The sequence below is a fragment of the Paenibacillus sp. Leaf72 genome, assembly GCF_001422685.1.
In the GTDB taxonomy this organism is placed as follows: Bacteria; Bacillota; Bacilli; order Paenibacillales; family Paenibacillaceae; genus Pristimantibacillus.
The window spans coordinates 977,405-992,673 of the sequence record NZ_LMLV01000001.1 but is presented as its reverse complement, the minus strand read 5'-3'; the positions used below and the strand labels follow the sequence as shown (position 1 = coordinate 992,673).

General features: G+C 48.5%; 13 protein-coding genes. 11 read left to right on the top strand and 2 right to left on the bottom strand.

Annotated elements, in window-relative coordinates:
• Nucleotides 1–74 precede the first annotated feature (74 nt).
• On the top strand, nucleotides 75–2,141 hold the full coding sequence (locus ASF12_RS04380; protein ID WP_235533040.1) for an AraC family transcriptional regulator: 2,067 nt from the start codon (nucleotides 75–77) through the stop codon (nucleotides 2,139–2,141).
• Nucleotides 2,142–2,256: 115 nt separating this feature from the next.
• Here ASF12_RS04380 and ASF12_RS04375 read toward each other — a convergent pair whose 3' ends face one another.
• Nucleotides 2,257–2,922: a TetR/AcrR family transcriptional regulator gene (locus ASF12_RS04375; protein ID WP_056030032.1), complete on the bottom strand. Its 666-nt coding sequence runs from the start codon at nucleotides 2,920–2,922 to the stop codon at nucleotides 2,257–2,259.
• 354 nt (nucleotides 2,923–3,276) lie between these two features.
• Between ASF12_RS04375 and ASF12_RS04370 the strand changes: the two genes are divergently transcribed.
• The 3 genes from ASF12_RS04370 to ASF12_RS04360 all read left to right on the top strand — a co-directional run bounded on the left by ASF12_RS04370 (nucleotide 3,277) and on the right by ASF12_RS04360 (nucleotide 6,492).
• A complete protein-coding gene (locus tag ASF12_RS04370; protein WP_056030029.1) occupies nucleotides 3,277–4,056 on the top strand; it encodes an SDR family NAD(P)-dependent oxidoreductase in 780 nt (259 codons plus the stop codon).
• Between the two features lie 42 nt (nucleotides 4,057–4,098).
• A complete protein-coding gene (locus ASF12_RS04365) occupies nucleotides 4,099–5,235 on the top strand; it encodes an SMP-30/gluconolactonase/LRE family protein (protein WP_056030026.1) in 1,137 nt (378 codons plus the stop codon).
• A gap of 192 nt (nucleotides 5,236–5,427) precedes the next feature.
• Nucleotides 5,428–6,492, top strand: coding sequence for an LLM class flavin-dependent oxidoreductase (locus tag ASF12_RS04360; RefSeq protein WP_056030024.1), 1,065 nt, complete (start codon nucleotides 5,428–5,430; stop codon nucleotides 6,490–6,492).
• A 116-nt stretch (nucleotides 6,493–6,608) separates the two neighbouring features.
• Here the strand turns inward: ASF12_RS04360 and ASF12_RS04355 are convergent, their stop codons facing one another.
• Nucleotides 6,609–7,682 carry a GntR family transcriptional regulator gene (locus ASF12_RS04355; RefSeq protein WP_056030022.1) on the bottom strand — a complete coding sequence of 358 codons (1,074 nt, stop codon included), beginning with the start codon at nucleotides 7,680–7,682 and terminating at the stop codon, nucleotides 6,609–6,611.
• Nucleotides 7,683–7,871: 189 nt separating this feature from the next.
• On the opposite strand from ASF12_RS04355, the gene ASF12_RS04350 reads away from it, so the two are divergent.
• From ASF12_RS04350 to ASF12_RS04320, 7 genes are all read left to right on the top strand, one after another.
• Nucleotides 7,872–9,218, top strand: a complete 1,347-nt coding sequence (locus tag ASF12_RS04350; protein ID WP_056030019.1) for an ABC transporter substrate-binding protein — start codon at nucleotides 7,872–7,874, stop codon at nucleotides 9,216–9,218.
• Nucleotides 9,219–9,299: 81 nt separating this feature from the next.
• On the top strand, nucleotides 9,300–10,157 hold the full coding sequence (locus ASF12_RS04345; RefSeq protein ID WP_056030017.1) for a carbohydrate ABC transporter permease: 858 nt from the start codon (nucleotides 9,300–9,302) through the stop codon (nucleotides 10,155–10,157).
• Complete coding sequence (locus ASF12_RS04340) at nucleotides 10,154–10,999, top strand: carbohydrate ABC transporter permease (RefSeq protein WP_056030015.1); 846 nt, start codon at nucleotides 10,154–10,156, stop codon at nucleotides 10,997–10,999. The genes ASF12_RS04345 and ASF12_RS04340 overlap by 4 nt, the downstream gene beginning before the upstream one ends.
• 22 nt (nucleotides 11,000–11,021) lie before the next feature.
• Nucleotides 11,022–12,005, top strand: coding sequence for a glycoside hydrolase family 43 protein (locus tag ASF12_RS04335; RefSeq protein WP_056030012.1), 984 nt, complete (start codon nucleotides 11,022–11,024; stop codon nucleotides 12,003–12,005).
• A 371-nt stretch (nucleotides 12,006–12,376) separates the two neighbouring features.
• Nucleotides 12,377–12,937, top strand: coding sequence for a nitroreductase family protein (locus ASF12_RS04330; RefSeq protein ID WP_056030009.1), 561 nt, complete (start codon nucleotides 12,377–12,379; stop codon nucleotides 12,935–12,937).
• A gap of 99 nt (nucleotides 12,938–13,036) precedes the next feature.
• A complete protein-coding gene (locus ASF12_RS04325) occupies nucleotides 13,037–13,543 on the top strand; it encodes a MarR family transcriptional regulator (protein ID WP_056030006.1) in 507 nt (168 codons plus the stop codon).
• A gap of 30 nt (nucleotides 13,544–13,573) precedes the next feature.
• Complete coding sequence (locus ASF12_RS04320; RefSeq protein ID WP_056030003.1) at nucleotides 13,574–15,070, top strand: monooxygenase; 1,497 nt, start codon at nucleotides 13,574–13,576, stop codon at nucleotides 15,068–15,070.
• The last annotated feature ends 199 nt before the right edge of the window (nucleotides 15,071–15,269 follow it).

Sequence of the window (15,269 nt, the reverse complement as noted above, 5' to 3'; positions counted from 1 at the left end):
ATGTTGAAAATAAAACGTTCTGCTCTTATCATTCAGAGCAGAGCGTTTTTTATTGTGGCAGGTCGCCGCTAAGAATGATTATCAATTATAATGGGGTTAAATATAATCGTTCGGATGGGCTTGCAATAGAGGAGTGGAGCGGCAGTATGCAATTAAATGAACATATACGATTATGGAACCATGTTTTCATTAAAATAATTGATATTCGCTATTCGGCAATGGACAAAGGGGAAGAGCTGTCCTCTTATCGGCTGCCAGCTAGTGTGTTTATGTATACGGTGCGCGGAAGCGCGAAAATCTGGCTGGACCGCCAAATGCATTTGGCCAAGCGATTTCATATTTTTCATGGCGGCAAAGGCATGAATCTGGCTATTTTAGCAGAGGACGAGCTGGAATATTATATGATTTTGTACAAGCCGACACTTGCGCTGCCAAGCGCACAGGATTTGGCGAAGCGGATAGAGAAGGATAACCCTTTCCATTATCAATATGCGTTTGAGCCCAGTGCTCCGCTTGCTTTATTCGATAAAGTCGAGCGTCTGTATGAGGAGTGGAGGCAGGAGACGGGGCTTGGCAGGCTGCAGGTGAAGGCGGGCTTTTACCAGTTCGTGTATGAGCTGCTCTGGCAATGGCATCAGCAGGAAATGGCCCCGATTCGGCCGGACTTGGCAGCAATGGCCGTTCGCTATATTCATGAACATTACAATAATCCGCTCACGCTGGAAACGATCGCTGCGGCATTGGAATGCAGTGAAGGGCATCTATCGAGATTGTTCAAAAATAAAACAGGCAGCAGCCCTATGCATTACTTAGGCCTGATTCGCACCCAGCGAACGACGCAGCTGCTGCTGCGGACGGATGCCACCTTGCAGGAAATTGCCGAAAACGTAGGCTTCCCGGATGCCCATTCTTTAAGCCGCAGCTTCAAAAAATATAAGGGGATTTCTCCAGCTCGATATAGAGAGAAGGTTGGCATGGAAGGGAAAGGTCGGGATTTGCCCTTATCGATGCAAGGAATTGCCGTTCTGCAACCTCCGTTTTATCCTTATAATGATACTGAAAATCATTTTCATTATCGGACAGGGAGAGAGTTATTGATGCAAAGAAGAACGAAAATAGCAGTTATGGCTTTAGTGATGTGTTTTACCTTGCTCGTAAGTGCATGCGGGGGAGCAGCAAATACAAGTGTCAGCCCTTCGGGTTCTGCGCCTAACCAGTCGGCTGGTGCTGCAAATGCGGAGACATCGCCTGCGGCTCAGCAAGCGGAGCCGCAAGCTGCGACGAGAATCGTAGCTACGCCTAAAGGAGACGTAGAGGTGCCTGCCAATCCGCAGCGAGTTGCCGCTGATCAATATATGGGCCATCTGCTGAAGCTGGGCATTATTCCAGTTGGGGTCAGAAGTTTTATGTTAAATGAGGCCTGGCTTGGGGATTCCGGCATTTCGCAGGATGTACTGGATGGCATAGAGGATTTGGGCGGTTTTCCAATGAATTTGGAGAAGCTGACGTATTTGGAGCCAGATCTCATTATTGGCTCTATTGATGAAAATATTGAGCAATACGAGAAGGTAGGCACGACGGTGTTTCTGCCTTATTGGGAAGAACTGAAGACAGCAGGACCGCTGGAGAAATTCCGGAACGTCAGCAAAATATTCGGGAAGGAGAAGGAAGCCGAACAGTGGATCACAGAGTATGCTACAAAGGTTGAAGAGGCCAAAGCGAAAATAGCCGGAATCGTCAAGGAAGGCGAAACGGTCTCCATCGTTCAATTCGGATACAAAGCCTTGTATGTCATCGCGGCTGAGGGCGGCAATTATGGCAGCTCGACCATTTATCAAATGCTGGAGCTGCCGCCAACCCAGCAGGCGAAAGATATGAAGGATGGTTTTGCAAGTATTTCATTGGAGGTTTTGTCTCAATATACGGGCGATCATATCTTCTTATACGGGGCAGAGGACGAAGGAAGCGCGGAAATATTGAACAGCGAGCTGTGGAAGCAGTTGCCTGCCGTGCAAAAGGGCCAAGTATATAAATACGGCACCTTTGGCGAAAACGGCGATGAGTTCGTTATGGAAGATCCGTATTCTCTGGAGCTTCAACTGGAGAAAGTCGTCAGCGTCATGACGGCGAATCAAAAATAATCGGTAGAAAGCCGCCAGTCCTGTTTAGAGGATTGGCGGCTTTTTCACGCTGGGATAAGGACGTCGGATTAATCATCTAGCAGTTTGACTAACAGCTAAGTGGCAGGGTGCGATTTTAACCTTCCTGTTTAACGAACAAGGTGCTCGCTAATAGGGAGATCGTTTGCTGATAAGTGGCGTGGGCGGAGGGAACATCGCCAAAATGCCCGCCCATTTGCAGATGGATGACACCGTGGAGGGCGCCCCAGACGAGGCGGACAATTTCTATCGTATCCGTCGGTGCCGCCGCTGATAAGAGACCCTGCTGCTGGGCGCTGCCGATGACATGGATTAATTGCCGCATAGCCGTCACGGTGCCCTGCATGCTTTCCTCATCCGGCTTGAAATCGCCGAATGCTCCGCCAAACATCAGCTTGTAGTAGCTGGTGTAGCGCTGTGCAAACTGCCAGTAGGTTTCGCCTAAAGCGAGCAAATGCGCTCTCGGGTCGGCTAGTGCAGGCGTTGCTTCAAACTCGCGAGCCATTATTTTGCAGCCATCGAGGTACAGCTGCTGGGCTAGACCCTCTTTATTCACAAACAAGCTGTAAATGATTTTGGTGGAGCAGCCCATTTTCTGTGAAACTTTACGAACGGTAACCGCCTCAGGGCCTTCCTCCTGCAAAATAGTAGCCGCAGCATCTACGACGAGCTTGCGGAGATTTTCGGTATTTTGCAGCCGTGCTTCCTGGTAGGTTTTCAGCTCGCGTTTATTCGTATTAAGGGAACGATCCTGTTCACTCATTTTTATCACCTTCGTCTCGGTCAATCTGTTTTTAATCAGAAACAGAGTTTCCAAATTGCTTACCCAAATTCTATACAGACGGGGAGGGCTTGTCAATGCGAATAAACAGCAGGCTGGAAGCGGAGTATGGTGGAAGGTCGGCCGAGCAGCTTAGAAACCGGCTGTAGAGGAATTTTATTTATTGATAAAAAAGCATTGACAGTATGTACAGACTGAATTACTATGGTTCTATAAAGAAACACTGTTACCAAACAAAAACTCACTTGGCTAACCCACGGTAATGGTGCTTATTTTTAAAGGTTTGGTAACAGTGTTTCTTTAAAAATACATTGTATATTAATAGGAGGACGTTATATGAATATTCAGGGGAAATGGACACTTGTTACGGGGGCATCATCAGGTATAGGAGAGCAGTTCGCCAGACAATTGGCGGAGAAAGGCAGTCACTTGGTGCTTGTAGCGCGGTCGGAGAGCAAGCTGAAAAGTCTGGCCACCGAGCTTAGCAAGAAGCACGGCATACAAGCAAAGGTCATTGCGCTGGATCTGTCCAAGGAGGGTGCGCCGAGCGAGCTGTATCAGCAATGCCAGCAGCTGAAGCTGGATATTGAGCTGCTTATTAATAATGCAGGCTTTGCTACACATGGTTTGTTCGAGCAAGTATCGGGCGAGCGCCAGCATGAGGAGATTATGCTCAATGTTGCAGCGGTAGTGAACCTGACCCATCTATTTTTGCCGGGCATGCTGCGCAGAAGCTCAGGAACCGTCATTAATGTAGCATCCACCGCTGGCTTTCAGCCGCTTCCTTATATGGCCGTCTACGGGGCGACGAAAGCTTTCGTCTTATCGTTCACGGATGCTCTATCGTGGGAAAATCGCAACCGCGGCGTGAAATTTTTTGCCTTCTGTCCCGGCTCGACCGATACGGATTTCTTTAAGGTCGTAGGTACGGAATCCGCTTCCGTCGGGAAAAAAGATACACCGGAAAGAATCGTCAAGGAGGCGCTGCGCAAGCTGGCGCAAGGCAAGTCGTATTTTGTACCTGGCATGCAAAATTATCTCGGTGCGCAGCTGTCGCGCTTCGTCACCCGCAGGCAGTCGCTTCGTATCGTAGGCGGCATGCTGAAGCCGCGCTAACCATCCCATTCGCAATTACATCAACTTAGAGGAGTTATTTAAATGACAACTACAGTGAAAAAACCGAAAGCTTCCGCCAAAAGAAAAATCATCAGCCGGGTGGCCTTATCCCTAGTAGGGCTGCTCGTGGCAGGTGCGCTGGTGTTTGTTGCAATACCATCCCCAGTCGACCCGGTAAAATGGATCGCGCCAACCGCGCCTGATTTCGAGGCGGAAGGGCCTTGGCAGCAGAACGACAAGCTCAGCTCCGCCCAACTGGTTACGGATGCCCCGCATTTTCCAGAGTTTATTACCTTTGATAAGGAGGGACAGCTCTATACAGGCGATTCCGACGGTAAAATCTATAAGGTTCCGTTCGATGCGCAGGGCAATCCCGGTCAGGCAGAAGTATTTGCAGATACGCAAGGAACACCCAATGGCATGATGTTTGATGCTGACGGGAATCTTATTGTGACCGATGTACAGAAAGGCCTGCTGAAGGTATCTCCAGCAGGGGAGGTAGAGCTGCTTGCCGATTCGGTCGATGGCGAGCCGATTTATTTAGCCAATGAGCTCGATATCGCGAAGGATGGCACGGTTTATTTTTCAGATACATCGAATTATGGCAAGGTGAGCTTTAAGGAGATGGCGGAAAACAAGCCGCATGGACGGCTGCTGAAATATGATCCGGCGACGAAGCAAACCTCGGTGCTGCTGGACGGTCTTTATTTTGCCAATGGAATTGCGCTGTCTGCTGATGAGGATTATGTACTGGTGGCGGAGTCGTATCACTATCAGATGACCCGTTATTGGCTTGCGGGCGAGAAGCAGGGGACGGCGGATATTTTTGCTGAAAATATGGCGGGCTTCCCGGACAATGTAACGCGCGATGCACAAGGGAACTTCTGGGTCGGCATTTTCACGACCCGCTTGGCGTTTGCCGATCAAATGCACAGCAGCCCGTGGCTGGCTGGACTGATGGCTAAAGTGCCGCAAGCGCTGCTTAATGGTGCCAGCGCCCCGGTGAAGCATGGGCTTGTCGCCAAATACAGCCCGCAAGGGGAGCTGCTTGAGAGCTGGCATGACCCGGAGGGCACGCTTTATGGCATAACGACAGCGGTCAATCATAACGGTTATTTATATATCGGGACTGCGCCAGGCGGCAGTGAAGGCGTGTATCGCGTGCCTTTGTCCCAGTAACTATCCAAAGAGCCCCGACTTTTCCGCGAGCCCAGTGCCATTCGTTTTCGTATTCATTATTTAAATTGGAAAATCAATAATCTCTATTAGACGGCAGCAGGAAACAGGTGATAAGGTGAATTTAACTTAATTCATATTATAATCATGTGAATAGTGGTATATTGACTTTTTATCCTGAAAGGAGCCACAAGCATGAAATTTGCTTTATTCAGCTTGCTGATGAATATTCCCAATGCCGTCACTGGAGAGGCGCTCACCACGCAGCAAAAATTTCAAAATGTGCTAAATCAGGCGGTGCTGGCAGAAAAGCTTGGCTTTGACGCTTATGGGGTGGGGGAGCGGCATGGCGCGCCGTTTTTGTCCTCGTCGCCTCCGGTCATTCTCACGGCGATTGCCGCCAGAACGTCGCGCATTCGTCTGCTTACGACAGTTACCGTATTGAGCGTGCTTGACCCGGTGCGCGTAGCCGAGGATTATGCAACGCTGGACCATCTGTCCGGCGGGCGGCTGGAGCTCATTATTGGCAAGGGCAATGATCCGCGGCATTATCCGCTGTTTGGCATTACGGAAGAGGAGCAGTGGGAATCGATGGCGGAGCGGTATGCCCTGCTTAATCGGCTTTGGACCGAGGAAGAGGTAAGCTGGGAAGGCCGCTACCGCACTCCGCTCGACAAGGTGACGACGCAGCCGCGCCCCTTCCAAGCGCGCATTCCAATCTGGCATGGGAGCGCATCGAGCCCGCTATCGACGGAGCTGGCGGCTAAATACGGAGAGCCGATTTTTTCCTCCAACAGCTTTCATCCACAGGCGAAATATAAGGCGCTGATTGATCATTACCGTGAGCGCTGGGCGTTTTACGGGCATGATCCGAAGGATGCGGTCGTTGGCTCGGGAGCCGGCAGCTTATATTTGGCGGACACGAATGAAGAAGCGATTAGGCGCTACCGCCCCTATTATAACGCTTTTCAGTCAACGGATTCTGCGAAGCATAATCAATCGCCGTTCAAGGATTTGGAGGATAATATTGCGAATGGTCCCGCCCTTGTCGGCAGTGCGGAGCATGTGATTGAGAAGATTTTGGATTATCAACAAGCGTTTGGGCACGAGGTGCTGAGCATAAGCGTGGATGGGCTGACGGAGGCGGAGCAGCGCGAGCAGATGGAGCGTTTTGCCGCTGATGTCATTCCGGTATTGAAGCGGGAAATTCCGAGCAAGGTTTGGGAAGGCAAACCGTTATTCTCGTACCAGAAGGTCTGATAGTCAGGCAATACTGCAACGTTTTGCCGTCAAGCCGAGTAAAGCCAGGAGGAATTTCCTCTTGGCTTTACTTGGTTTGAAACGGTTTTTTTCTCATTCTATGGCAGCTGGTGCAGCTAGTCAAATAAGATCAGCTCTACTTCAATGACGGTTTGCTGCGGCAAATATTCTCCCTCCATTTGCGATTTAAGCAAGGTGACAGCTGCTTGGGCAAGCCGATTTTCGTTTTGGCTGACATAGGAAATGCCCGGAAGGTCGGGATTATCGAAGGAGACGATTTCGGTTTCCCGGCGGTCAAGCTTCCCAAGCGATTGATAGGCAATTTGAGCCGTTTCGGCGGATAAAGCGTAGATGGCGCTCACCTCGGGATGAAGGCTAAGGAAGGCCGTGACGTATGGCTCGGCTTGGTCTGTACGTAAAATATCGAGCGGAACATGGCACCACAGTGTTTTGTCAATGGAGATACGTTTATCGATATATGCCTTCTCAAAGCCCAGCGTGCGGTCTTCAATCGCTGTATTCGTATTGTCGGGCGAGATTAAAGCAATATTTTGATGCCCTTTGCTTAATAAATAATTGATCGTCTCGTAGGACCCGGCTGCGTTATCTGAAATAATTTGATAAGTATCAATGTTTCGCAGGTAACGGTCAATAAATACAAAGGGAAACTTATCGAGCGATAATCGCAGCAGCGATTCGTTGTATTTCTCGTCCTCGGTTGGGAAAACGATAATTCCCTTTACCCCGATTTCGGTCAATTTGTTAATCGCTTTTGACTCTTCCACAGAGGACTCCCTCGTAATATGCAAAATCGTCTGGTACCCGGCTTCCTTCGCATGAAGCTCTACGTAATCGACCAGCTTTTGAATGACCTTCGTCTTCAGAGTAGGAATAATAAACCCAATAATGTCATTCAAACCTTCAGCAGGCGGACGGCTTGGCAGCTCTGTTTTTACGCTGAGGGCCTCATCGTTCACTTGAGCGACGAAGGTGCCCTTTCCTTGTATACGGGTGATCAGTCCTTCTTCCGCCAGCGAGATCAAGGCATTTTTCACCGTAATTTTGCTGACCCGGAATTCCTCCATAATTTCTTGCTCGGAAGGAACTCTGTCCTTGTAGCGCAATTCGCCTGTTAAAATCCGCTCTCTGTAATAGCTTTGTATTTGTTTGTATAAAGGCAATTTGCCCATTGGCGCCACCTCAAAAGGAAAGATAATTATACTATATCATCAAAATAGAGGGAGTTAAAAGAAAAATATAATTAAGTGATTTTTATAACCAATTGGATATATAATATCGCTATTTTTTATTCTATAATCCAAATAGAAAGCGGTTACAATTCGAAATGCCCATCCATAACTAAAGCGGAGGTCAACAAAATGAGAAAAGCGAAAGCGTTATCAATGGCAAGCACCTTGTTTTTGGCAGTAACGATGTTATCTGGTTGCGGAAGTGCAAGCAATGGCAATGAGGATTCCTCCAAGACAGGTGCATCTCCATCGGAGCAGGCGTCCGCTCCTGCTAAAACAGACGCAGGTGAGAAAGTTACGCTGAGCGTCGTTCACTACATGGTTGAGAAGCCGAAGGTAGATACCTTCAAGAAGCTGACAGACAAATTCACTGAGCTGAATCCAAACGTAAGCTTCGATATCTCGGTTATGCCGGTAGATAAATACAACGATAACATTAAGTTGAAAGTCAGCGCAGGAGATACGCCTGACATTATATTTGGACGCCCTGCAGGCATGGTTGACATGACGAAGGCTGGAGCCTTCCTGGACGTCACGAATGAGACTTTTGTTAAAAGGGTCGACCCAGCCTATATTCCAAATGTCACTTATGAAGGCAAGGTATACGGTTTGCCGATTGACTTGATGACGAATGCCGTCATTTACAACAAGGATTTATTTAAAGAGGCAGGCGTTGAGGTGCCGAAAACCTATTCGGAGCTGCTGAAGGCTGCGGAGACGCTGCAATCCAAAGGGATTACGCCATTTGCAGCCTCATGGAAGGATGGAGCTTCCTACATGAGCTTTATGTGGCCGGACATGTGGGGGACGCTGCTCGTGAACAACCCAGATTATGCGAGCAAAATTATAGCTGGCGAAAAAAGCTTCTCGGACGTTGCTGGCTATAAAGACTTCCTGCAGCGCGTAAACCAGCTTAGCGCCTATGCGAACAGCGACGCGAAAGATATTGATTATGACCGTTCCCTGCAATATTTTGCACAAGGCAAAGCAGCGATGGATATTATGGGCAGCTTTGCGATTGGCAGCATTCGCAGTTACAATCCAAGTGGCAATTTCGGAGTGTTTATGTACCCGGCGACTGATAATCCAGAAGACAACTACATGACGTATTCCACGGATGACACATGGATGATCGGGGCCAAGTCGGCGAATGTCGAGCTGGCGAAAAAATTCTTTGATTTTATGGCCTCCGATGAGGGAGCGCAAATTTGGGCGGATGGCGTACAGACCATCAGTACGATATCCAAAGATATTAAACCAGTGCAGCAGGACCCGATCTCGGCTGAGTTCCAAGCCGTTTTCCAATCCGGAAAAATTGTCAACAATCAGGTGAAGCCGCTTTGGTACGGCCAATATGACGATACATGGCAAAAAGTGATGACCTTCTTCCTCGTTACCGACCCTGCCGAGCGCAATGTGGATGAGACGATTAAGAAGCTGGATGATGGCTTTGCAAAAATCAATAAAATGAATTAACAGCTCTAGCTTTTCGGCGCTTGAATCGTATAGGGGCGCCGAAAAGCTCTACATTCTTATTAAAGATTTGGCGGTGAGTGGATGAAGAGACTATACAAAAAAAACCTCGTAACCTTTACGTTCCTGATTCCGGCTCTTTTATTTTTTTCTTTAGTTGTCATTTTCCCCTTTTTCCGCGGGCTGAACATTGCGTTTACCAATTGGGATGGCATCAGCCCAACCTATGACTATGTTGGCTTGCGCAACCTCAAGCTGCTGTTCAGCGACACCGATGCTATCGAGCCGATTAAAAATACGTTGTTTTTCGCTTTTTCCACGACGTTTCTCGTCAACGTATTGGGTCTTTTGCTAGCCGTGGCGCTCAATACCAAATTCAAAGGGGTCAACCTGTTAAAGACGTTCATTTTTATGCCGATGGTCATCAGCCTTGTGTTGGCCTCCATTATTTGGCGCTATATTTACAGTGATATTTATCCGATTTTATTCCACACCGATAGCGGTCTGCTTGGCAATCCTTCAACTGCCATGCTGGGCATTGTCATCATTGCTGTCTGGAAAGAGGTAGGTCTTGCGATGGTCATCTATTATGCGGGCCTGCAAACCATTCCCAAAGACATGTATGAATCGGCCCGCATTGATGGCGCTGGCATCGTACAGCAGTTCCGCAGCATTACAATCCCATTGCTGATGCCTGCCTTTACGTATTGCATTCCTTTGTGGCTCGGTACGGGGTTGAGGCAATTTGATTATTCGATGGTTGCGACAAAAGGCGGTCCAGGAACGTCTTCCCAGACGATGGCTATGTATGTCTACAATTACGAATTCCCTTATTTCAAGGCAGGCTACGGGCAGATGTCCGCCATTGTGCTTTTCGCGTTCATTCTCTTTATTACCGTTCTCGTTACCGGCTATTTCCGCAGAAGGGAGGTGGAATATTGAACACATCGCGAGCAACCAAGCGCTCTAAGTGGGTGGAACGAATTCGCATTGCTATCCTTTATGCAATCGGCCTGCTGTTCTTGTTCCCCTTCTATATCGCAATCGTCTATTCCATTAAGACGCCGATGGAGACGGCCGAAAGTCCGCTCAGCTTTCCCAAGCACATTTCATGGAGCAATTATGCGGATGCTATTGAAGCCTCCAACTTTTTCCTTGCGCTGCGCAACAGTGTGGTGACAACGTCGGCGACGGTTGCTCTGACGATTCTCGTCTGTTCCATGGGAGCTTACGTCATTGCCCGAAACAATAACCGCTTTTATACGTTTTTCTATTATTTATTTATGTCGAGCATTATGCTGCCGTTTCAGGTGCTGATGTTTCCGCTATACAAAACCTGGGCGGACCTTCATATTTTGAATACGCTGCCGGGGCTCATCACCTCGTTGACGGGCGTGCAAATCGGTTATTTTTGCTTCCTTTATGTCGGCTTTATCAAGACGGTTCCGAGGGAGCTGGAGGAGTCGGCTTTGCTGGACGGAGCTTCACGGTATCGTACGTTTTTTAGTATTATTTTTCCGCTGCTGAAGCCTATTAACATGACGATCATCGTACTTAGCGCCCTGGGGGCGTGGAACGATTTTGTTGTTTCTATGGTGCTTGTGCAGAAAAAAGCGGTTTCCACGCTGCCGCTCGTGCAATTCCAGTTTTTCGGCGAATATACGTCTCAGGTGAATATGGCATTCGCAGCTATTATCCTGTCCATGATTCCTATTATGATCTTCTACGGATTCGCTCAGCGCTATATTATTGGCGGCGTAACGGCGGGCGCGGTAAAAGGCTAACGACGAAATGAGGCTCACAACGATGAAAGATGCAGCTAATCCAGTAAATAAACAGCTTTTTCCTAATCCCTTTATCGAACAAAGAGCGGACCCGTGGATTTACCGGCATTCGGACGGATATTATTATTTTACAGCATCCGTGCCTGAATTCGACCGAATTGAGCTGCGCAGGGCAAAGGGGCTGACGGAGCTTGCCGAAAGTACGCCAGTCGTTGTATGGACGAAGCCGGACATGGGGCCAATGAGCGCTCTAATCTGGGCACCAGAAATTCATTTCATTGAAGAAAAATGGTACATCTATTTCGCGGCGGCGCCTTCCGAGGAAATCGTTGACGGCTTATTCAACCATCGCATGTTTGTCCTTGAAAATGCTTCGTCCAATCCGCTGGAAGGCAATTGGACGGAGAAGGGAAAAATCCATACCGCCTGGGACACGTTCGCGCTTGATGCGACCAGCTTCTCTCATAAGGGCAAGCAGTATCTGGTATGGGCGCAGAAAGCGCCGCATATTGCAGGCAATTCCAATTTGTATATTTCAGAGCTGGAAAATCCTTGGACGCTGCGCGGCGAGCAGGTGCTTCTGACGAAGCCGGAGCTTTCATGGGAAATCATAGGCTTCAAGGTGAACGAAGGGCCAGCCGTGCTAGCGCGAAACGGCAAGCTGTTTATCACCTATTCCGCAAGCGCAACGGATCATCATTATTGCATGGGACTTCTGACAGCAAATGCGGACTGTGATCCGCTTGATGCGGCTGCTTGGAGCAAATCGCCACAGCCGGTGTTTCAGACGAGCGAGCAGACAGGGCAATACGGACCTGGACATAGCTGCTTCACGGTTGCGGAGGACGGGCTGGAGAATGTGCTTGTCTATCATGCGCGGAGCTATAAGGAGATTGTGGGCAATCCACTGTATGACCCCAATCGCCATGCCAGAATAAAAAAAATCGACTGGGATGAGGATGGGAATCCGGTATTCGGTGAACCGGAAGCTGACGATCCTTCCTAATGCCTCTGTCATGATCAAAAAATGAAGTTAGCTAGGGAGTGTCTTCAAACAGGGCGATTCACAAACGATGATAGGGCAAAAGCGGCTTATCCGTCTAGAACGGCTGGAATCACGCTATCAATCCCTCGTTTAGTGGTTTAGCGGTTTGAAGACACTTCTTGTTTTTTTGATTGCGGAATGGAGCGATAGGTTTTGGCGCGGCGACCAGTTTCAACCCTTTATTGACGAATGGCAGATAGTTGTGATTAAATTGTTTCAAGGGAAACAATTTACACGAGGTTTCGGAATTTAATTCTCTTTCTATAGTTGGATTGTTTCCTTCGAAACAAAATTTCTGGATCGAAAAATAAAAGGAAAGGAGGGGCATGTCAATGAGCATTGCAGTTACGATTCGTGAAAGGCGGAGCATTCGGCAGTTTAACGATAAACCGATTGCGACGGAGCTGCTTCTCCAATTGTTAAATGATGCCGTGTGGGCACCTAATCATGGATTGCGGGAGCCTTGGCGCTTTATTGCAGCCGAGCGTATGGAGGCCAAAGCCAGGATGGTCGATCTCATGATGGAATCGATGTCCCATCTGAAGCGCCTTAAGCTGATGCCAGGAAAGATGAAGCAAATGATGTCGCAGCATTACAGCAAAACCCCGGCCTTTTTAATTGTTGTGATGAAAGCAGACAAAGATGCCCATAAGCAGGAGGAGGATTTTGCGGCTGTCAGCTGCCTTATCCAAAATTTTCAACTGCTCGCTTGGGAGCAAGGGATTGGGATGGTTTGGTCGACGCTTGAATGTATCCATTCTCCGTTGTTTTGTGAAGGCATCGGCGTCAAGCCGGGAGAGCGAATAGTCGGTATACTGCATATGGGCTATTATGATAAAATTCCGAAAGCGAAGACCCGGACACCTGCTGAAAAGAAACTAACCGTTCTGTAATCTGCTGCTGCGGGACATTTTTTATTGGTCAAATTGTTTCCTTTGAAACAATTTATGCGTTATACTGAAAGGAGTGAAGCTAAAAAGGATGGGTTACGCGTGGAAAAACATCAAATGAACAAGCAATATGTTTATGAAATGCTGATAAAGCTGCTGCATCAGCAGGAGCAGTTTGAGCAGGAGGAAGGTAGCTTGTTTTTACAGGAGCTGCGCAAAAGCATTGAATTCGATACGCCGCTTAATATGACGGAGATTCATGTGGTAGCCTGCATCGGGCAGCATGAGCCGCTTAATTTGACGGCAATTGCTGATAAAATGGCACTGAGCAAAGGAAATATCTCCAAGGTGACGAATCGCCTTCTCAAAAACGGCTGGGTACGTAGGACACAATTAAACGACAACAAAAAGGAAGTTTTTTTTCGTCTGACCTCGCCGGGCAAGCAGCTGTATGCCATTCATGAAGAGATACATGATAAGGCGCAAGCGCAATTTATGGGGATTTTGCATGCCTATAGCGAGGCCGAGCTTGAAGTGGTCAAGCGGTTTCTGCTGGATTTGATCGGTTTTTATGAGCAAAGCATTGCAAAGATAACGGAGCAAACCTGATGAATAATCGATGGAAAGGTGTGATGAAAGATGCATTATGGCGTAATTGTGGTAGGAGGTGGACCGGTCGGCTTGATGGTAGCCTCTGAACTGGCATTAGCTAATGTAAAGGTGTGCTTGCTGGAGCGGTTGAAGGAAACAACGCCTTATTCCCGGGCATTAACCATTCATCCTCGCACATTGGAGATTTTAGATATGCGAGGCATGACGCCGGAACTGCTGGAGAGGGGGAGGCCGATTCCAAGAGGGCATTTTGCCGGCCTCCCAACGCCGTTGGATTTTTCGATTTTGGATTCAGCCTCGAACTATACATTATTTCTGGCGCAAAGTGAAACCGAGAAGCTGCTGGAGGAACGGGCAAAAGTGCTAGGGGTAGCTATTTTCCGGGAAACGGAAGTGAAATCGATCCGCCAGCACGACGAAGGTGTTGAAGTGACGGCGATAGGAGCGGAAGGGGAATATAGGCTGACTTCTGAATACGCTGTGGGCGCTGATGGCGGGGGGAGCCTTGTCCGCAAACAACTGGGGATCGCATTTCTAGGAACGGATGCTACTTTTACCTGTATGCTTGGAGACGTCAAACTGCCCGATCTTGAGCCAGGAAAAACCGTATCCCAATTTACGGAGCAGGGCGGCATCATGATTGTACCTGTGACTAAGCACATTTACCGGGTTATTGTGTTTGATACCGAGCGGATGGCGATTCCTAAAGATGAACCAGTAACACTGGATGAACTGAAGTCCAGCATGCTGCGTGTTTATGGACAAGATTTTGGTATTCGAGAAGCGCAGTGGCTCTCGCGATTCGGCAATGCAACTCGCCAGGCTGAGCATTTTAGCAAAAACCGGGTTTTCCTGGCCGGAGATGCGGCGCATATTCATCTCCCAGCAGGAGGGCAGGGGATGAATGTCGGTTTGCAAGAGGCTGTGAATTTGGGCTGGAAGCTGGCTGCCAAGCTGAATGGCTGGGCCCCGGACTGGCTTTTGGATAGCTATCATGAGGAACGTTACCCTGTCAGCACGGCGCTGCTCCGCAATACCGAAGCGCAGGCTCTATTAATTAGACAGCTTCCGGGCGTAATGGAATTAAGAAAGCTAATGTCATCCCTTCTGCAAATTCCCGAAGCCAATGCGTTGCTGTCTGACCAAATTTCAGCCTTTAATGTGGGCTATGCGCCCGACCCGCACTCTCCGCCGCATGCCCTGAATGGACGCCGATTCTCGGAGCTTACGTTGAGGCTGGAGAGCGGCTCTCTTCTGAAATCTTATAAGCTCATGCATGCTGGCTCCTATGTATTGCTACACCTTGCGGGTGATCCCCAATTTGGCGAGCTAGTCGACTGGGAGAAATATGGACATGTGGAAGGCGTGCAAGCTTCTATAGCAGAAGCGGCTACCGATTGGGAAAATGTCCATACGGCATTGATTCGCCCAGATGGCTATATTGCGTGGGCGATTGACCGTACAGAAACGGCGCCGCTGGAGGCGGTCAATGCAGGACTTGCCCGCTGGTGTGAGCCTGGTTAAGTAATCATTGAATGGCTTGTCTAATTCCCCTGTCTCGCTGCCGAGATAGGGGTTATTTGATTTTTCTATCGTTATATCAATTAATTTTATAATTCCGATAAGATTAGTTGACTTTAAAAAAATCGACTTGTATAATGCATAAAAAGGTTGAAACATCCTGAATTTTACATGGAATGAGATTCCTTTTTATTTCTAGCAT